The organism is Arthrobacter gallicola (assembly GCF_014836775.1).
GTDB lineage: Bacteria > Actinomycetota > Actinomycetes > Actinomycetales > Micrococcaceae > Arthrobacter_B > Arthrobacter_B gallicola.
Map to the genome: position 1 here is coordinate 183870 of NZ_JACSQD010000005.1, position 18402 is coordinate 202271.

15 protein-coding genes are annotated in these 18402 nt (G+C 67.2%); 8 read left to right on the top strand and 7 right to left on the bottom strand.

The window, feature by feature from the left end; genetic code table 11:
- Positions 1 to 74: 74 nt before the first annotated feature.
- On the bottom strand, positions 75 to 875 hold the full coding sequence (locus H9639_RS12005; RefSeq protein ID WP_191808305.1) for an inositol monophosphatase family protein: 801 nt from the start codon (positions 873 to 875) through the stop codon (positions 75 to 77).
- Positions 872 to 3097 (bottom strand): NAD-dependent DNA ligase LigA, encoded by a 2226-nt coding sequence (gene ligA / locus H9639_RS12010; protein ID WP_318242074.1) that lies wholly within the window; start codon positions 3095 to 3097, stop codon positions 872 to 874. The genes H9639_RS12005 and ligA overlap by 4 nt, the downstream gene beginning before the upstream one ends.
- A 175-nt stretch (positions 3098 to 3272) precedes the next feature.
- On the opposite strand from ligA, the gene H9639_RS12015 reads away from it, so the two are divergent.
- On the top strand, positions 3273 to 3716 hold the full coding sequence (locus tag H9639_RS12015) for a YciI family protein (protein WP_191808306.1): 444 nt from the start codon (positions 3273 to 3275) through the stop codon (positions 3714 to 3716).
- A 136-nt stretch (positions 3717 to 3852) separates the two neighbouring features.
- Positions 3853 to 5049, top strand: coding sequence for an RNA polymerase sigma factor (locus H9639_RS12020; protein ID WP_225219560.1), 1197 nt, complete (start codon positions 3853 to 3855; stop codon positions 5047 to 5049).
- Positions 5050 to 5106: 57 nt separating this feature from the next.
- Here the strand turns inward: H9639_RS12020 and H9639_RS12025 are convergent, their stop codons facing one another.
- The 5 genes from H9639_RS12025 to H9639_RS12045 form a co-directional block, all read right to left on the bottom strand.
- Positions 5107 to 5976: a PP2C family protein-serine/threonine phosphatase gene (locus H9639_RS12025; RefSeq protein WP_191808308.1), complete on the bottom strand. Its 870-nt coding sequence runs from the start codon at positions 5974 to 5976 to the stop codon at positions 5107 to 5109.
- Between the two features lie 215 nt (positions 5977 to 6191).
- Positions 6192 to 7334, bottom strand: a complete 1143-nt coding sequence (locus H9639_RS12030) for an adenylate/guanylate cyclase domain-containing protein (protein ID WP_191808309.1) — start codon at positions 7332 to 7334, stop codon at positions 6192 to 6194.
- Entirely contained in the window at positions 7327 to 7890 is a 564-nt protein-coding gene (locus tag H9639_RS12035) for a PH domain-containing protein (protein WP_225219562.1), read from the bottom strand. The genes H9639_RS12030 and H9639_RS12035 overlap by 8 nt, the downstream gene beginning before the upstream one ends.
- 28 nt (positions 7891 to 7918) lie before the next feature.
- Positions 7919 to 8803 (bottom strand): biotin--[acetyl-CoA-carboxylase] ligase, encoded by an 885-nt coding sequence (locus H9639_RS12040; RefSeq protein WP_191808311.1) that lies wholly within the window; start codon positions 8801 to 8803, stop codon positions 7919 to 7921.
- Positions 8804 to 8965: 162 nt separating this feature from the next.
- On the bottom strand, positions 8966 to 9817 hold the full coding sequence (locus H9639_RS12045) for an SDR family oxidoreductase (protein ID WP_191808312.1): 852 nt from the start codon (positions 9815 to 9817) through the stop codon (positions 8966 to 8968).
- Positions 9818 to 10122: 305 nt separating this feature from the next.
- On the opposite strand from H9639_RS12045, the gene H9639_RS12050 reads away from it, so the two are divergent.
- The 6 genes from H9639_RS12050 to H9639_RS12075 all read left to right on the top strand — a co-directional run bounded on the left by H9639_RS12050 (position 10123) and on the right by H9639_RS12075 (position 18382).
- Positions 10123 to 11718: an acyl-CoA carboxylase subunit beta gene (locus tag H9639_RS12050; protein ID WP_191808313.1), complete on the top strand. Its 1596-nt coding sequence runs from the start codon at positions 10123 to 10125 to the stop codon at positions 11716 to 11718.
- Positions 11715 to 11963, top strand: a complete 249-nt coding sequence (locus H9639_RS12055) for an acyl-CoA carboxylase subunit epsilon (RefSeq protein ID WP_191808314.1) — start codon at positions 11715 to 11717, stop codon at positions 11961 to 11963. The genes H9639_RS12050 and H9639_RS12055 overlap by 4 nt, the downstream gene beginning before the upstream one ends.
- Before the next feature lie 48 nt (positions 11964 to 12011).
- The gene (locus tag H9639_RS12060) at positions 12012 to 13700 is read left to right on the top strand and encodes a DUF885 domain-containing protein (protein ID WP_191808427.1); all 1689 of its coding nucleotides are present in this window, start codon (positions 12012 to 12014) and stop codon (positions 13698 to 13700) included.
- A gap of 306 nt (positions 13701 to 14006) precedes the next feature.
- The gene (locus H9639_RS12065) at positions 14007 to 15443 is read left to right on the top strand and encodes a dicarboxylate/amino acid:cation symporter (protein ID WP_191808315.1); all 1437 of its coding nucleotides are present in this window, start codon (positions 14007 to 14009) and stop codon (positions 15441 to 15443) included.
- Between the two features lie 107 nt (positions 15444 to 15550).
- The gene (locus H9639_RS12070) at positions 15551 to 16180 is read left to right on the top strand and encodes a Maf family protein (RefSeq protein WP_404799753.1); all 630 of its coding nucleotides are present in this window, start codon (positions 15551 to 15553) and stop codon (positions 16178 to 16180) included.
- Positions 16181 to 17248: 1068 nt separating this feature from the next.
- A complete protein-coding gene (locus H9639_RS12075; protein WP_191808316.1) occupies positions 17249 to 18382 on the top strand; it encodes an IS110 family RNA-guided transposase in 1134 nt (377 codons plus the stop codon).
- The last annotated feature ends 20 nt before the right edge of the window (positions 18383 to 18402 follow it).

Sequence of the window (18402 nt, forward strand, 5' to 3'; positions counted from 1 at the left end):
CCGCGCCCTGGTGTCCGTGGCCATCCCCGGAAGGCCCCGCTTTCCTCAGGGCTTAAAGTCCGCCCGGGTCTTGCTTAGAGGCCCGACGGCGGCACCAGCCAGGCGCTTGTCACCGCGGCCAGCCGCTCGGCGTCGTCCATCCGCCGTGCCGACGTGCCGGGGCGGTGCACGGTGGCGCCGGCCTCCTCGGCGATCAACGCACCTGCAGCAAAGTCATGTTCGTTCAGGCCCCGCTCCAGGTAGGCGTCCAGGGTGCCATCGGCAACCAGGCACAGGTCCAGGGCGGCTGAGCCCATGCGGCGCAGGTCGGCGTAGCCTTCCATCAGCTCTGGCAGCGCGGCGTACTGTTCCGCGCGCACGCCTGCTTCATAGGAGAATCCGGTTCCCAGCAGCTTTCCAATCCGCTGCGGATCTGGTCCGGAAAGCTGGCGCAGGCTGCCCCGCTCCGAGAGCCAGGCACCGTGGCCCCGCGCTGCCCAGTAAACGCGGACCAGGGCCGGGGCATGGACGACGCCGGCCAGCCAGTCGCCGTCGCTGTTCACGGCGGCAACAGACGTGGCGTAGAACGGAATGTTCCGGATGAAGTTAGTGGTCCCGTCCAGCGGGTCCACCGACCAGCGGATGCCGGACGGATCCGCGGGGACACTCGCCTCCAGTTCCTCTCCCGTGATTTCGTCGAACGGGCGGAGCTTGTTGATGACCTCGCGGACCGCGTACTCGGCCTCCGTGTCGTAGGAGGTGACCCAGTCGCCGGCGGACCCCTTGTTCACGGCGTTTAGTCCCTCCTCTGACCGCCGTGCCAGGACGGCGGCTCCGGCGGCGGCCGCCTGCCGGGCGACGTCGAGCAGGTCCAGGGGATCGGGTGCGGGGCTCATGGTGTGTCCTCAGGTTCTCCGCTGTTCAGCGGGCCGTGCTCCAGCAACCGGCGGAACCCGTCCTCATCGAGCACGGGCACCCCCAGCGACTCTGCCTTATCCAGCTTGGTGCCGGCGTTCTCCCCCGCCACCAGGTAGTCGGTCTTTTTGGACACTGACCCGGAGGCCTTGCCGCCGCGGCTGATGATGGCTTCCTTGGCCTCGTCCCGGCTGAAGTTCGGTAGCGTTCCGGTCACCACAATGGTGAGTCCCTCCAGCGTGCGGGGCTGGGTTTCGTCGCGCTCATCGGCCATCCGCACACCGGCGCGTGCCCACGCGTCCACGATCTCCACGTGCCAGTCCTCGGCGAACCATTCCTCCAGCGCCGCAGCGATGGTGGGGCCCACCCCGTCCACGTGCGCGAGCTGCTCTTCGCTGGCCGCCCGGATGTTCTCCATGGACCCGAAGGCCGTCGCCAGGGCGCGGGCCGCCGTCGGGCCAACATGCCGGATGGACAGGGCCACCAGGACCCGCCACAGCGGCTGGGACTTCGCCTTTTCCAGTTCCTCGAAGAGCTTGCGGGTGTTGGCGGAGGGCTCGGACGGCTTCTTCGCGGTGCCCTTGGTGTAGAAGTACGGCACCAGTTCAGTGCCCACCACCACGCCCTTGGAGCGTTTGGGACGTTCGATCCGGACGTCGGCGAGGTCTTCGACCTTGAGATCAAAGAGCCCGGCTTCGCTGGTCAGCGGCGGGGTTTCCGGTTCGGCGGGTGAGGTCAGGGCGATCGCTGCTTCCCAGCCCAGGGCCTCAATGTCGAACGCGCCGCGGCCGGCCAGGTGGAACACGCGCTCGCGCAGCTGGGACGGGCAGGAACGGGCGTTGGGGCAGCGGATGTCGACGTCGCCCTCCTTGGCCGGCTTCAGCTCCGTGCCGCAGGAGGGGCAGTGGGTGGGCATCACGAAATCACGGACGGGCGGATCCTGCGCCTCGCGCAGCGCGATCACCGGACCCACAATCTCGGGGATCACGTCCCCGGCCTTGCGCAGCACCACGATGTCGCCGATCTTGACGCCCTTGGCCTTGACCACGTCCTGGTTGTGCAGGGTGGCCATCTCCACGGTGGAGCCGGCGACCTTGACCGGTTCCATGATGCCGTAGGGGGTGACCCGGCCGGTGCGTCCCACGTTCACCCGGATGTCCAGGAGCTTGGTGTTCACTTCCTCCGGCGGGTATTTGTAGGCCACGGACCAGCGCGGCACCCGGGAAGTGTGGCCGAGTGCGCGCTGCAGCGCGAAGTCGTCCACCTTGACCACAATGCCGTCAATCTCGTGTGCCAGGTCGTGGCGGTGTTCACCGTTGGTGGCGATGAATTCCAGGACCTCGTCGTAGGTGTCCAGAACCTTGTAGTACGGCGAGGTGGGCAGCCCCCAGGCTTTGAGCAGCTCGTAGGTCTCAGACTGGGTGTTGGCCCCCAGGCCTTCCCGGGCACCGATGCCGTGGACGTACATACTCAGCGGACGCTGCGCCGTGACGTTGGGATCCTTCTGCCGGAGCGAGCCGGCGGCGGCGTTGCGCGGGTTGGCGAACGGTGCCTTGCCCGCTTCGACCATGGTCTCGTTCAGGCGGGCGAACTCCTTGGAGGGAATGAACACCTCGCCGCGGATTTCCACCTCCGCGGGGAGGTTCGTGCCCTTGAGCCGGCGCGGGATGGAGGCGATGGTGAGCACGTTGTGGGTGATGTCCTCACCGGTGGTGCCGTCTCCGCGGGTGGCCGCGCGGACCAGTTCACCGTTGCGGTAGAGCAGGTTCACTGCCAGCCCGTCGATCTTCAATTCGGTGAGCCACTGAACCTTCGAGCCCGGGGCGATGGAGGCGATGGAGGCAACGGCCCGCTTCACCCAGGCGTCGAGCTCGTCCAGGGAGAAGACGTCTTCCAGGCTGTACATCCGGGACAGGTGTTCCACCGGAGCGAAGGCCGCGGAGACCTCGCCCCCGACTTCCTGGGTGGGCGAATCGTTGGTCACCAGCTCCGGGTGCAGCGCCTCGAGTTCTTCGAGCCGGCGGTACAGCTCATCGAACTCGGCATCAGAGACCAGTGGGGCGTCCTCGTTGTAGTACGCGAACCGGTACTTGCGAACCTGATCAGAGAGCGCCTCATACTCTTCGCGCAGGCCGCCGCTGGGCGGCGTATCCGTGCTGACGGCGTCGACCGCTTCTTCCGGGGATGTCTTAGCTGTGCTCACCTGTCCAATCTTGCCGTATGTACGACGGCGTTGGGAGCTTTGCTGCGGACGTTGGGGATGGTGCGTCCCCTCCGGACAAAGAAAATTTCCCCGCGCCGTCGATATCCAGGCGCCCCGTTCGACGGCATAGTAGGAGGCGCACCAAAGCGCTCCCCTCACGAGCAGGAGATAAGCCATGAAATACATGATGATTATGCGCTCCACGGATGCAGCACTTGAGGCGTCCAAGAGCATGCCGTTTGAGGAAATGATCAACCGGATGGGCGCCTACAACGAGTCGATGATCAATGCCGGCGTCCTGCTGGCCGGAGAGGGCCTGGCCGAGGTCACGGAGGACAACAACTTCGTCGTCGACTTCTCCGAGGATCCGCCGCTGGTCACCGATGGCCCGTACGGCGAGACCCACGAACTCTTCAACGGATTCTGGATCATTCAGGCGGCCTCGAAGCAGGAGGCGGCGGAGTGGGCCAGCCGCTGCCCGCTGGGGCCGGGGTCCAAGCTGGAAGTCCGGCGGGTTACCGATGCCTCCGACTTCGAGGATTTCTCCGACAACGAGTACATCCAGAAGGAAGAAGGCTGGCGCGAGCAGGAAGAGAAGCTCCGCGCGGAGAATGCCTAGCCCCGTGGACCCCCTGGACACCCCGGACGACGGCGCTGCGGCGGCGGGCGCGGCGGCAGAAAGGGCTGCGGCTGCGGCGGCGGGCGCGGCGGCAGAGAGGGCTGCGGCAGCGGCGGTCCGGGACCGGATTGACGCCATGTGGCGGATCGACGGTGCTGGGATTGTCGCGGCCCTGGCCCGTGCCACCGGGGACCTGGGGCTGGCAGAGGATGTCGCCCAGGAAGCGGTGGCCGAGGCGCTGGCCCGGTGGCCGGCGGAGGGCGTGCCGCGGAACCCGGCGGCCTGGCTCACCACTGTCGCCAAGCGCCGGGCAATTGATGCCTGGCGCCGGGCGGCACGGCTGCAGGACCGTTATACGGACCTGGGCCGGCGGCTGGAGGACGAGGCGGCACCGCAGTGGGATCCGCTGCCGGACGACGTCCTGAAACTTATTTTTGTAGCCTGTCATCCGGTGCTGTCCCGGGAGGCGCAGGTGGCCCTGACGCTGCGGATTGTGGGCGGACTGTCCGCCAGGGAGATCGCCCGGCTGTTCCTGCTGCCGGTGGCCACGGTGCAGCAGCGGATTGTCCGGGCGAAGAAGACCCTGGCCGCGGCCAGGGTTCCGTTTGATGTTCCGGAGCCGAATGAGTGGCGCGCCCGGCTCGGCGGGGTGCTCGCGGTGATCTACCTTCTGTTCACCGAGGGGTACGCTGCCTCGTCCGGACCGTCGTGGATGCGCCAGGAACCGGCGTCGGAGGCCCTGCGGCTGGGCCGGCTGCTGGCCCGGCTTGTTCCGCGGGAGCCGGAGGCGCTCGCCTTGGTGGCCCTGATGGAGTTCCAGGCGTCCAGGTTCCGTGCCCGGACCAGGGCGGACGGGTCTCCGGTCCTGCTTTCCGACCAGGACCGGACGCTGTGGGACCGGGGTCAGATCGAGCGCGGGCGGGCCGCCCTGGCCCAGGCTGACGCGCTGGGACGGGGCCGGGGAAACTATGCGCTGCAGGCCGCGATCGCGCAGTGCCATGCGGTTGCGCCGAGTGTCGAGGGCACCGACTGGCAGAGAATCGTGCTGCTGTACGAGGCGTTGGGCCGCCTGGCGCCGTCTCCGGTAGTGGAGCTGAACCGTGCCGTGGCGGTGTCCATGGCCACCGGACCGGCGACGGCGCTGGAGCTGGTGGACCGGCTTGCCGCCACGGGTGCCCTGCGCGGCTCACACCTGCTGCCCAGCGTGCGGGCGGAACTGCTGTCCCGTCTCGACCGGGAGGAAGAAGCGCGGGCAGAATTCAGTGCTGCCGCCGCACTGGCACGCAATGACCGGGAACGGGAGGTCCTGGAGCGGCGGGCCTTGGGGCTGTGACCGTTCCGTGAATCCGTTTTCCGGACGGATCAGTTTTCGAGATCGATTCCGGACGGATCAGTTTTCCGGAGCCGGGTCGGGGCTGGAGGTCCCCGGTCCAGAGGGGTCTGGCTGCTGCGGATCCTCTGCGGCCGGTCCGGACTGCGTCTCTGCGTCCGGATCCGGGTGACCCGGTGCCGGTTCGGCGTCGATCACCAGAACGGTGACGTTATCCCGGCCACCAGCACGCAGTGCGGCCTGGACCAGCGCCGCACAGGCGTCCTGCGGGTTGGAGACGGCGGAGAGGATCTGGAAGATGTGCCCGTCGCTGACCTCGCCCGTCAAACCGTCGGAGCAGACCATCAGGCGGTCCCCCGGCTCCACCGGAAGCAGCCAGAAATCCGCACTGGTGTCGTTGCCGGTGCCCAGTGCGCGGGTCACCACATGGCGGCGGGGGTGAACCAGCGCCTCATCCGGGGTGATCTGGCCAAGGTCCACAAGTTCCTGGACCTCGCTGTGGTCCACGGTGACCTGCTCCAGGACGCCGCGGGACAGCCGGTAGGTGCGGGAGTCTCCCACGTTGAAGACCAGCCAGTACGGCTGGGAATCCTCCTGGACCAGCACCGCTCCCGTCAGTGTGGTTCCGGCGCGGCCGCCGGTTTCCTCACGGATCTGCCGGTCGGCCTTAGCCAGCAGTTCCTCCACCTCGGCGGCGGGCACCTCGGGGAGGTGTTCGCCAACAATCCGGGAGTCGGCCAGGGTCCGCACGCAGATGCTGCTGGCCACCTCGCCTGCTTCGTGTCCGCCCATGCCGTCTGCGACCGCGAAGATCGGATCCGCGGCGATCAGTGAATCCTCGTTTAGTTCACGTCTCAGGCCGCGGTCGGAGGCATAGCCGAAGACCGCCTCGAGTTCCAACGCCTCGGCTGTCGTTTCGTCGGAGTTCATTCACGCCCTATCCGGAAGCTGTGCTGTGATGATGCGCTGTGGTGATGTGTCTAACGTTCTCCCCATTACCCTAACGGACCACCACCTCATCAGCGGTGCTGCGGCGGGTCACGGTGCTGCGGCGGGTCACACGGCCCGCCCGGCGGGGCGTGGACGGCGGGAGCGCCGCGAGCCCGGGACCCCGGCGGCAGCGGCGGCAGCGGCGGCACCGGACCTTAGTCCAGGATCAGCCCCTGCCCGGTCCCCCTGGCCAGGGTCACGGGGTGAATCTCGCCGAAACCGCGTACGTTGCGCGGCGGATGCGGGATCAGGACGAAGCTGTCATTATTACGCAGCGCCGCGGCCGTGGATGCGTCGGTCAGCACCGTTCCGGGTTCTGCCAGCGAGGTCAGCCGGGAGGCCAGGTTGACGGTCGGTCCGTAAATGTCACCCAGCCGGGACAGCACCCGCCCCCACACCACCGCCACCCGGGCGGAGGGAAGCAGCTCATCTTCGCTGAAGGCCTTGGCCAGCGCCAGGGAGATCTCCGCACCGGCTTCCGGGGTTTCCGCGTTGAACAGGACTTCATCACCGATGGTCTTCACCAGTCGTCCGCCGCCTACGGAGATGATTTCGGAGCACTTGTGCTCAAAACGCTGGACCATTTGGGCCAGTGTCTTCTCGTTCATCTGCCGCGACAGGCTCGTGTAGGACACCAGGTCCGCAAAGCCGACGGCGCGGGCCAGCGGCAGCGGATTGTCGTCGGCATCGGCGTCGTGGCTCGCCAGTCCCGCTTCGGCCCGGAGCGCCAGCCGCTGAATCGCGGCGTTCAGCTGCCGTTTCCAGGCATAGACAAGGGTCTTTTCCAGCGGCTCAATGAGGTCCGGCAGCGCTGCGACCAGTTTTTTACGCGCCTCCGCATCGGTGATTCCGCGCTGGACCACCATCTCCTCCACGAGGGCTTCGACCTGCCACACCACCATGCGGTCGGTCATCTGCCCGATCGAGCGCATGATCGAAATGGCAGCTTCCTCGGTGAGCTGTTCGTCGCGGACCAGCTGAATCACGGTGCTCAGTGCATCGCGGTCCGCCTCGGTGAAGAACACCGCGTCGTCGTCGAGGTTGGGGAACCCCATGGCCCGCCAGAGCTTGCGGGCGGAGAGCAGGGAGACACCGGCTCCGGCAGCTGCTTCCCGCCGCTTGAGCGTCCGCGGACCACCGATCAGCTGCGCTTCAAGTTTGCGCACGTCCTCCCGGTCAATTGCCCCCGGGGAATCCGCAAGCGTGGACTTCTCAGGCAGCGGCACGGCATTCATGGACAGGGTCAGCGGCTCGGGTTCGACGGCGTCGTCAGGCGCTTCGGAGCCCTGATCACTCATAGCCGCTCCAATCGTCGTCGTAACCCGTGCTTCCTTCAATATCTACACCATCGAACATCGCTGTCATGGGCAGCTGCTCTATGGTGGCCAACACAATCGACTTGAATTTATGCACCTCAGGCACGGAGGGATAGTCAATCACCCGGCCGCGGCCAAGGTCGATCCGCAGGGTTCCGGCCCGCTGCATCCGCTGCAGGATCCCCTGCCGCGCTTCCAGCTGGTAGATCGAGGCCAGCGGCAGATCGTGCTCACGGCGCCGAAGAATGCCCCGGCGCTGGATCAGCCGCCGGCTGGTCAGCACATAGCGGGTGGCGTTCCACCGCAGCACCGGCGGCACACAGAACCGTGCCAGCAGCAGAACGGTCAGGAGAACGACGGCGGGCCCCAGCACAAACGTCCAGTCCGCCACGGCGGCAGGAAGCGTGTCCCGGCCCAGGTACCCCAGCGCGAAGCCCCCTGCAGCACCGGCCGCAGCGGCCAGCAGGATCGGACCCAGCAGTGGTCCGGCATGTGGCCGCGCAGCCACAATCACCTGTTCCCCCGGCTCCAGCCTCATCCGCACCGGAGCCCGTTTGGGCGCGCGCTCATGCCTCAGCGGCCCGGAGATGCACCACGTCTGCCGCGGTCACCGCATGCCGGATGCCCTCGCCGTCGACAATCAGCAGCCCACCGTGGGGATCGAGCCCGACGGCGCGGCCCACCAGTTCCGATTCGCCCGGAAGTAAGGCCCGGACCTGCCGGCCCAGCGTGATCATCCGCGCCGCGATGCTCTCCTTCAGGGTCCGGCCAGCCGCCTGGGGCACATCCGCATCCCCGTCAACGGCGCAGAACCCGCGGTAGTCCTCGGTGAACCGAAGCAGATAATCCTCCAGCAGGACGTTCCGGTCCGTGGTGGAGGCGTATTCCATCAGCAGACTGGTGGCGGTGCTTACCGGCTGGTCCTCGTCGGTAAGAGAGACGTTCAGACCGGTGCCGACCACGACGGCGGGCGGATTGCCGGAGGTCTCCGGAACCACCTGCGCCAGGACGCCGGCCAGCTTCCGGCCGTCCACCATGACGTCGTTGGGCCACTTCAGCTTGGGCTCCACGCCCGTGCGGGCGGCGATGCTCTCGGTGAGCGATAACGCTGAGAGCAGGGACAGCCATCCATAGGACTGGGTCGGCAGCGGCCGCCCCGAAGGATTAACCGGGCGCAGCAGGACACTGACGAACAGCGAGGACCGTTCCGGCGCTTCCCAGGTGCGGCCCAGCCGGCCCCGGCCGGCGGTTTGGAGTTCCGCGGTCAGCACGGAGAGGTCGGGGTACGCCGACGGCACCAGCCGCGCGGCGTCGGCAAGGTCAACGTTTGTGGATCCGGTCTCGGAAACCACGTCCAGCCGGGACAGGGGTCCTGCGGGGGCAACAAGGCGCGCCTGGAGCCGCTCCGGTTCCAGGGGTGGACGCTCCATGCTGGAGTAGTGCAAATGCATGCCTCCGATCTTACGCGCCGGGTCCCCCGGTCAGGCGGACCGGGTCCGCCTGACGCCGGGCTGCACCGGCCGGGCGTCGGGCTGCACCGGCCAGCGCCGGGCGGCCGGTGCCGGGCTGCACCGGCCAGCGCCGGGCGGGCGGGCCAGCCGGGCGGGCGCCGCTTAGAGGAAGAAGTCCGCCATGAGCTGGTCTTCCGGCGCACCGAGACTGTACTTGGTGAAGTCAGTGACCCCCTCTTCGGACAGGACCTGTTCGTCGGTGTAGAAGTTGCCGGTCGCTTCCTTCCCGGGGCGGGTCAGGATGGCGTGCGCGGCGTCGGCCATGATGTCGGCGCTGCGGGAAACCCGGGCAAGTTCGGAGCCGCCGGGCATGTTGCGGATGGCAGCGGTGTCAATGGAGGTGCACGGCCAGAGCGAGTTGACCCCGATCCCGTCCTTTCGCAGTTCTTCCGCCAGGCCCAGCGTGGTCAGGGACATGCCGTATTTGGCCATGGTGTAGGCGAGGTAGCTGCCGGCCCATTTCGGGTCCAGGTTCAGCGGCGGGGAAAGGGTAAGGATATGGCCGTTGTCGGAGTTCCGCAGGGCCTGCAGGGAGGACTTGGAGAGCAGGAACGTTCCCCGCGCGTTGATGTCCTGCATCAGGTCGTAGCTCTTCATGGTGACGTCGTCCGTGCCGCGCAGATCGATGGCGGAGGCATTGTTCAAAACGATGTCGATCCCGCCGAACCGTTCCACCGTGGCCGCGACAGCGTTGGCGACATCCTCGTCGCTGCGGACGTCCCCAATAATCGGCAGGGCTTTGCCGCCGGCTGCTTCCAGCTGCTCCGCGGCGGTGTAGACCGTGCCCTCCAGCTTGGGATGCGGTTCACCGGTCTTCGCGAGCATGGCGATGTTGGCGCCGTCGGCAGCCGCCCTCAGGGCGATGGCCAGGCCAATGCCCCGGCTGCCGCCGGACATCAGGATGGTGCGTCCAGCGAGGGAACGCGGGTTCGAAGAGGCTGTGTTCGAGGTCATACGGACAGGGTAATGCACTCGCGGCAAATATGTTACTCGTGAGTAACATCGGGTCCATAGCGGTTGCACCCACCCCCGCCCCAGCGGAATGGCCCCGGCCTTCCCGGCACCCACACCTGCCTTCACTGAGCCAACGCGCCGGGACCGAAATTGTAGGATTCCTACACCCGGGATGGGTGTTGCCGCTCACTAGACTGGGTAGAACGCGCGCCCCGTTGTGTAAAACCTACTGAAACCCACTTCAGGGATGCACCAGCAGGGCGGCACCGACCGGCAGCCATCCCCCAGAAGCACCCGGAGAGCACATGAGCATCGACCAGGACATCGACCTGCAGACCACCGCAGGCAAAATTGCGGACTTCCGGCGCCGCCAGGCCCTGGCCGCAGCACCTTCCGGGCCCGCTGCCATCGAGAAGCAGCATGCCCGGGGCAAGCACACCGCCCGCGAGCGCATCGACCTGCTGCTGGACGAGGGCTCATTTGTCGAATTCGATGCCCTGGCGGTCCACCGCTCCACCGCCTTCGGGATGGAAAAGAAAAAGCCGCTCGGCGACGGACTGGTCTCCGGCTACGGCACCGTCGACGGCCGCCCGGTGGCGGTCTACAGCCAGGACTTCACCGTGTACGGCGGTTCGCTGAGCCAGGTCAACGGCGAAAAGATCGTCAAGGTGCAGGAACACGCCCTGCGCAACGGCTGCCCGGTCATCGGCATCCTGGACGGCGGCGGCGCCCGCATCCAGGAAGGCGTGGCCTCCCTGGCGATGTTCGCCGATATCTTCCGCAACAATGTCCACGCGTCCGGCGTCGTACCCCAGATCTCCCTGATCATGGGCCCGTCGGCCGGCGGTGCCGCCTATTCTCCCGCCCTGACCGACTACGTGGTGATGGTGGACAAGACCTCCCACATGTTCATCACCGGACCGGACGTGATCAAGACCGTCACCGGTGAAGACGTGGACATGGAAACCCTCGGCGGCGCACGGCAGCACAACGCCAACACCGGCACCTCCACGTACCTGGCCTCCGATGAGGAGGACGCCATCGACTTCGTGCGGGAGCTGCTGGACTTCCTGCCCTCCAACAACCTGGCCGAGGCGCCGCTGGCGGCGTTCGACCAGGACATGGAGATCACCGACGGCGACCTCGCCCTGGACTCGCTCATCCCGGACTCGGCGAACCAGCCCTATGACATGCGCACGGTCATTGAACAGGTGGTCGACGACGGTCATTTCCTGGAGATGCAGGCCCTGTACGCTCCGAACGTGATCATCGGCTACGGCCGGCTCGAAGGCCACACGGTGGGCATCGTCGCCAACCAGCCCCTGCAGTTCGCCGGCACCCTGGACATCAATGCCTCGGAGAAGGCGGCGCGGTTTGTCCGGAACTGCGATGCGTTCAACATCCCCATCCTCACCTTCGTGGACGTTCCCGGCTTCCTGCCCGGCAAGGACCAGGAGTTCCAGGGCATCATCCGCCGCGGCGCCAAGCTGCTCTACGCCTACGCTGAAGCCACCGTGCCGAAGCTGACCGTGATCACCCGCAAGGCCTACGGCGGCGCATACATCGTGATGGGCTCCAAGAAGCTGGGGGCTGATCTCAACGTCGCCTGGCCCACCGCGCAGATCGGCGTGATGGGCGCCCAGGGTGCAGTGAACATCCTGTACCGCGGGCAGCTGGCAGCGGCGGCTGCGGAAGGCCGCGACGTCGACGAAGTCCGGCAGGGCTTTATCAACGCCTACGAAGAAGAGCTGCTCAACCCGTACCAGTCAGCGGAGCTGGGCTATGTCGACGCCGTGATCGCGCCGTCGGAAACCCGGCTACAGCTGATCCGCGGCCTGCGTGCCCTGCGGGACAAGCGTGCCGCACTCCCGCACAAGAAGCACGGAAACATCCCGCTGTGAGCACCGTAAACGACGCCGCCGGCGCCCCTGAAGAGCCGCTGTTCCAGGTACTGGCCGGCAACCCGACGGATGAGGAACTGGCTGTCCTGGCCGCCGTCGTCGTCGGTCTCAGCGCCGGTGCCGCAGACCCGGAACCGCAGCATGCGGCGGACCCGGCGAGCACCCGCCGCGCCTGGACCAGACGGCGCCAGCTCAGCCTGCGGCCCGCTCCCGGACCGGGCTCGTGGCGGCGCAGCTACCGCTGACCCGTTACGCTCGGGAGTGTGACTGAACAGACAACCTCGCCAGAATCCCTGTCCACCGCCGGGACGCGCACCCCTACCGCCATTGATGCCGTCGCCGAAGCATTCACCGAAAACCTGCTGCACCTGGATCCATCCTTCGCGACCACGCTGGGCATCCCGGGCCATGAAACGGAGTACGCCGACTACTCCCCCGCCGGCCTGGAATCCACGGCCGAAGCGATGCGGGAGACCCTCGACCGGCTTGAGGATCTCCAGCCCGCGGACGACGTCGACCGTGTCACCCTCGATGCCATGCGTGAACGCCTGGGCCTCGCCCTGGAAATCCACGACTCCGGCTGGGACCTCGCCGACCTGAACAACATCGCGTCCCCCGCCCAGGACATCCGCGCGATCTTCGATCTGATGCCCACGGACACCGTGGACGCCTGGGAGCACATCTCCGGCCGCCTGCACAACCTGCCCGACGCCGTCGCCGGGTACATCACCTCACTGCGCAGCGGCGCCGAGCAGGGCCGCGTGGCCGCCCGCCGCCAGGTGGAAATCGTGATGGAGCAGGCCGGAAAGTACGCCGAAGACGGCGGCTTCTTTGATGCGTTTGTTTCGCAGGCAGCCCTCGCCGACGGTGGTGAACTGCCGGACGCACTGCAGTCCTCACTGCGGCAGAACGCCGACGGCGCCCGCGCCGCCTACCGCTCGCTGGTGGACTTCCTCAGCGGGGAACTGCTCCCCGCCGCACCGGAGAAGGACGCCGTGGGAGCCGAGCGCTACGCGCTGATGTCCCGCCAGTTCCTCGGCTCCGCCGTCGATCTGGAGGAAACCTACCAGTGGGGTGTCGCGGAGCTGGACCGCATCATCGCCGAGCAGGAGGAGGTGGCCCACCAGATTCAGCCCGGCGCCTCGGTCCGCGAGGCCATGGACCTGCTCGACGCCGATCCGGGCCGCCAGCTGAACGGCACCGAAGAGCTGCGCACCTGGATGCAGGAACTCTCCGACCGGGCGGTGGCCGAACTCTCCGGCACCCACTTCGACATCACCGGCCCGATGCGCAAGCTGGAATGCAGGATCGCCCCCACCAATGAGGGTGGGATCTACTACACCGGACCCAGCGATGACTTCTCCCGGCCGGGCCGCATGTGGTGGTCAGTTCCCGAGGGCGAAGACACCTTCACCACGTGGAAGGAAACCACCACCGTCTACCATGAGGGCGTTCCGGGCCACCACCTGCAGATCGCCACCGCGGTGGCTTCCCGCGGTTTGCTCAACAGCTGGCGCCGCAACGTGTGCTGGGTGTCCGGCCACGGCGAAGGCTGGGCGCTCTACGCCGAACGGCTGATGGCCGAACTTGGCTACCTGAACGACCCCGGAGACCGGATGGGGATGCTCGACGCGCAGCGGATGCGCGCTGCCCGCGTGGTCTTCGACATCGGCGTGCACCTGGAGCTGGAGGTTCCGGAGCGCTGGGGCTCGGGCACCTGGACCCCGGAAAAGGGCTACGACTTCCTCAAGCAGAACATCGCAATCTCCGAGGGCCAGCTGAACTTCGAGTTCACCCGCTACCTCGGCTGGCCGGGCCAGGCACCTGCCTACAAGCTGGGACAGCGGCTCTGGGAGCAGATTCGGGACGAAGTCCGTGCCCGCGAAGGAGAGGCCTTCGACGAGAAGGCATTCCACACCAAGGCGCTGCAGCTCGGGTCGGTCGGCCTGGACACCCTGCGCCGGGCGCTGCTGGAGGGCTAGGTCCTCTGCCGAATAAGCACGGGGTGCCGGCTTCTCAGCGGGCACCCCGTGCGCGTTCCGGGCAGGCAGCGCCAGCTGGGGGCACCGCGCAGGGCCAACCGAGCGCCCCGCCGAGCGCCCCGCCGTCGTCGTCTTTTGGCTGCGAGAATCATCACAGGCGGGGCTGGAATAATGCCAGATGCCGGCTAATCACCGCCATATTCCGGCGTTCTAGCCGAAAACCGCGCGACCGGGCTGAATTCGCTGACGTAACATTTCGCAACCCTAAAAAGACTCTGGTAATGGGCCTCGTCTAGCATTTTCTACGTGACTTCTCCACAGACACCCCCACAGTCCCCGGCCGACGCCGCCACCCGCCGCCGGCTCCCCCGCTGGGCCACAGCCTTTGGCCCGCAGATCATCGCCGCGCTGGTGGTTGGCCTCTGCCTGGGCCTGCTGGCCAAGTCCATGGGCGAAACCGGCGGCGAACCGAACTGGCTCACCACCACGCTGGCCACCATCGGCTCCAGCTACGTCTCGCTGTTGAAGGCAGCCGTGGTTCCGCTGATCTTCACCGCCGTCGTCAGTTCCATCGCCAACCTCCGCCAGGTATCCAATGCAGCCCGGCTCGCCTGGCAGACCCTGCTGTGGTTCGGCATCACGGCGCTGATCGCCGTCGGCATCGGCATCGCCCTGGGTGTGCTGCTGCAGCCCGGCGCCACCGCGGACGCCGCCACGCCGGACGGTTACGAAGGCAGCACCGGCAGCTGGGTTGGGTTCCTGACCGGCCTCATCCCGGGCAACTTCCTGGGCCTGACCGCGTCCACCACGGAGTCCCTGACAACTTCGCTGAACTTCAACGTGCTGCAGGTCCTGGTCATCGCGATCGCCGTCGGCATTGCCGCGCTGAAGGTGGGCAAGCCCGCCGCGCCGTTCCTGGCCCTGAACGCCTCGGCCCTGGCTGTTATCCAGAAGGTTCTCTGGTGGATCATCCGCCTCGCACCGCTGGGTACCGTCGGCCTGATCGGTCGCGCCGTGGCCACCTACGGCTGGGACACCATCGGCTCCCTTGGCACCTTCACCGTGGCCGTCTACCTCGGCCTGGCCCTGGTCCTCTTTGTGGTCTACCCGGTGCTGATCAAGAGCCAGGGCCTCTCGGTCCGGCAGTGGTTCTCCGGCGCCTGGCCGGCCATCCAGCTCGGCTTCGTTTCCCGCTCTTCCGTTGGCACCCTGCCCCTGACCCAGCGGGTCACGGAGCGCAACCTCGGCGTTCCCCGGGCCTACGCATCCTTCGCCGTCCCCCTGGGCGCCACCACCAAGATGGACGGCTGCGCAGCCATCTACCCGGCCATCGCAGCGATCTTCGTGGCCCAGTTCTTCGGCATTGACCTGAGCATCGGCCAGTACCTGCTGATCGCCGTCGTCGCCGTCCTGGGCTCCGCAGCGACTGCCGGAACCACCGGCGCCGTCGTGATGCTGACCCTGACCCTGTCCACCCTGGGACTGCCGCTGGACGGCGTCGCGCTGCTCCTGGCGATCGATCCGATCATCGACATGGGCCGCACCGCCGTGAACGTTGCCGGACAGACTGTGGTTCCCACCATCGTCGCCAAGCGCAACGGCCTGCTGCAGCACGAGCTGTACAACGCCAAGCGCACCGGAGACCCGTTCGACGACGATTCCGATGATCCCACCAGCAACACCGAGTCCCCCGCCGAGCAGGGCGAAACGTCCCTTTCTTCGGAGGCCCCCGCACGCGCCTAAACCGGTGTAGGGTGCAGGTACTCGCATCTTTTTGGAATGGCCGTCCCGACGCCGGGGCGGCCATTCCGCTTTCCCGGGCACCTCATCCGCCCACTAGGCTGGGAAGCGTGACTGACCTGACGCTGATCCTTGCCTCCGCTTCCCCCGCCCGCACCAAGCTTCTGTCCAACGCGGGCATCGCCCACCGTGTGCTCGTCTCCGACGTGGATGAGGACGCGGTCACGGCCCGCTACGGGCTGACCGACCCGCACGACACCGCTCTCCTCCTGGCCCGCGCCAAGGCGGAGGCCGTGGCCTCGCTTCCGGAGGCGGAGGGCGCTCTGGTTCTCGGCTGCGACTCGGTGTTCGAATTCGACGGCGAGGCACACGGCAAGCCGTGGGAAGCCGACGTCGCCCGCGAACGCATCCGCCGAATGAGCGGCAATTACGGGGTGCTCCACACCGGCCACTGGCTGATCGACTGCCGGGACACGGACGACGACGGCTCCGGCGCCACCCTGGGTGCAGTCAGCTCCGCGGAAGTGCACTTCGCCAAGCTTCTCGACGAGGAAATTGAGGCGTATGTCGCCACCGGCGAACCGCTGGAGGTTGCCGGCTCTTTCACTATCGACTCCCTTGGCGGGGCTTTCATCGAACGCGTGGTCGGGGATCCGCATGCTGTCGTCGGGCTCTCCGTTTCCACGCTCCGGCACCTCCTGGCCAGTGCCGGCGTCGGGGTTACATCTCTCTGGAAGTAGTCCTCGTCAGCTGTGCCCTGTCCGGCGGGGTGGCCTCCTGCCGGTCCGGCCCTGAGGGCGGGGGTTTCCGGCGGGGCGGCTGCCGCCCCGGCCCTGCCCCGACGCGCCGCGGCCGCCCCCTGCCACCGAGCCGACCACCGCCGCGCGGCCACCACCGCCCGACGCCCATGCCCGACGCTCAGTGTGCAGATATGGCGACCTCCCGCCCCAAACCCGACGCTCGATGTGCAGATATGGCGACCTTCCGCGAGGGGAAGTCGCCATACCTGCACATCCACCGAGCCGGCCACCCCTGCACCGCCGCCCCGGCGCACCCCCTGCCACCCAGCCGACCACCGCCGCGCGGCCCCCACACCCCAACACCCCGCCACCACCGCCCACCGCCCACCGCCCAGAGTCTCCACACCACCCGCCCTTGCCGGACGCTCGATGTGCAGATATGGCGACCTTCCGCGAGGTGAAGTCGCCGTACCTGCACATCCACCGAGCCGGCCACTTCGTCCCGTCCGCCGACCCCGTGTGTGCAGCAGTCCAGGCACTCCGAACCGGCCTCCCCCGCAGACGAAAGCGCAACGCCCAGAGTCTCCACACCATTCACCCCTGCCCGACGCTCGATGTGCAGATATGGCGACTTTCGGCCCCAGACCGGACGCTCGATGTGCAGGTATGGCGACCTTCCGCGAGGTGAAGTCGCCATACCTGCACATCCACCGAGCTGGCCACTTCGTCCCGTCCGCCGCACGGTGTGTGCAGCAGTCCAGGCCATCCAAACCGGCCTTCCCCCGCAGACGAAAGCGCAACGCCCAGAGTCTCCACACCATTCACCCCCCGTTACCTTTTTCGTAGCCCGGGTCCTGATGCAGGATATGGGTGTGTTGGCCGGTCGGTTCCGGCATGGTTTTTGCCCCCAGTCACCCATGATCCGGGGGGTGTTGCCACCGGAACCGACATGGCAGCGGGGGAAACGCTAATAGAGGCACGACAATGGGTCCTTCGTAACGTGGATGCGACTCCTGCCGCCGGAACCAGCCAACGCGTCAGTCTCAGCACGAGCTACCGGGGGTAATCATGATCTTGGAGCAAGAGAGTGTCGACGTTTTCCTTGGCCTGGACGTCGGTAAGACCGGCCACCACGCCGTGGCTCTGAACCGGGCCGGGAAGGTCCTGGTCGTCGTGGATCAACCCGCGACGATCGGAGCGTTGCCTGTTGCGGTCGCGCAGGCAGCCGGAGCGACCGTGGGGTATCTGCCGGGGTTGGCGATGCGCAGGATCGCGGACCTGCACCCGGGGCAGGCGAAAACCGATGCCCGGGACGCGGCCATCATTGCCGAAGCCGCCCGGTCGATGCCGCATACGCTGCGGTCGGTGGAACTGGACGATGAAACCCTGGCCGAACTCGGAGTGCTCTGCGGGTTCGATGACGACCTCGCCGGACAGATCACCGCCACCTCCAACCGGATCCGCGGGCTTCTCACCCAAATCCATCCCGCCCTGGAACGGGCGCTGGGTCCGCATCTGGACCATCCGGCGGTCGCGGATCTGCTCACCCGCTATCCGACCCCGCAGGCGTTGAAGACCGCCGGCCGCGGACACGTGAAAGCACGGTTGAAGAAGCATGCGCCACGGGCTGCTGATCGTCTCACGGAGGCAATATTCGATGCTCTGGGCCAGCAGACGGTCGTGGTCGTCGGCACCGGCGCAGCCGGGATCGTGCTGCCCAAACTGGCCGAGCAGCTCCTTGCGCTGCGCCGGCAGCGCGACGAGATCACCGCCCAGGTCGAGGCTCTCGTGGAGGCCCACCCTCTTTACGAGGTCCTGACCTCGATGCCCGGCATCGGAGTCAGGACCTGCGCACGAATCCTCACCGAAGTCACCGGCAAACACTTCGCCTCCGCCGCCCATCTAGCCTCCTACGCCGGAATCGCCCCGGTCACCCGCCGCTCCGGAACCTCGATCCGGGGTGAGCATCCGAGCCGGCGGGGCAATAAGAAACTCAAGCGTGCCCTGTTCCTCTCTGCCTTCGCCGCCCTGCATCATCCGGCCTCAAGGGCGTACTACGACCGGAAACGTGCTGAGGGTAAACGGCATAACCAAGCGATCATTGCTCTTGCCCGGCGTCGTTCTGATGTCCTCTTCGCCATGCTCCGCGACGGAACACTCTATGAAGACCCGGCGCCTAAGAATCTGCCTTCAGCCGCTTGACGAAAACCATAGAGGCACCC

What these genes read in the sequence shown, in the direction of transcription:
- H9639_RS12005 (WP_191808305.1), bottom strand. Translation starts at nt 875, where the DNA reads ATGAGCCCCGCACCCGATCCCCTGGACCTGCTCGACGTCGCCCGGCAG.
- H9639_RS12015 (WP_191808306.1), top strand. Translation starts at nt 3,273, where the DNA reads ATGAAATACATGATGATTATGCGCTCCACGGATGCAGCACTTGAGGCG.
- H9639_RS12020 (WP_225219560.1), top strand. Translation starts at nt 3,853, where the DNA reads ATGTGGCGGATCGACGGTGCTGGGATTGTCGCGGCCCTGGCCCGTGCC.
- H9639_RS12025 (WP_191808308.1), bottom strand. Translation starts at nt 5,976, where the DNA reads ATGAACTCCGACGAAACGACAGCCGAGGCGTTGGAACTCGAGGCGGTC.
- H9639_RS12030 (WP_191808309.1), bottom strand. Translation starts at nt 7,334, where the DNA reads ATGAGTGATCAGGGCTCCGAAGCGCCTGACGACGCCGTCGAACCCGAG.
- H9639_RS12035 (WP_225219562.1), bottom strand. Translation starts at nt 7,890, where the DNA reads ATGAGGCTGGAGCCGGGGGAACAGGTGATTGTGGCTGCGCGGCCACAT.
- H9639_RS12040 (WP_191808311.1), bottom strand. Translation starts at nt 8,803, where the DNA reads ATGCATTTGCACTACTCCAGCATGGAGCGTCCACCCCTGGAACCGGAG.
- H9639_RS12045 (WP_191808312.1), bottom strand. Translation starts at nt 9,817, where the DNA reads ATGACCTCGAACACAGCCTCTTCGAACCCGCGTTCCCTCGCTGGACGC.
- H9639_RS12050 (WP_191808313.1), top strand. Translation starts at nt 10,123, where the DNA reads ATGAGCATCGACCAGGACATCGACCTGCAGACCACCGCAGGCAAAATT.
- H9639_RS12075 (WP_191808316.1), top strand. Translation starts at nt 17,249, where the DNA reads ATGATCTTGGAGCAAGAGAGTGTCGACGTTTTCCTTGGCCTGGACGTC.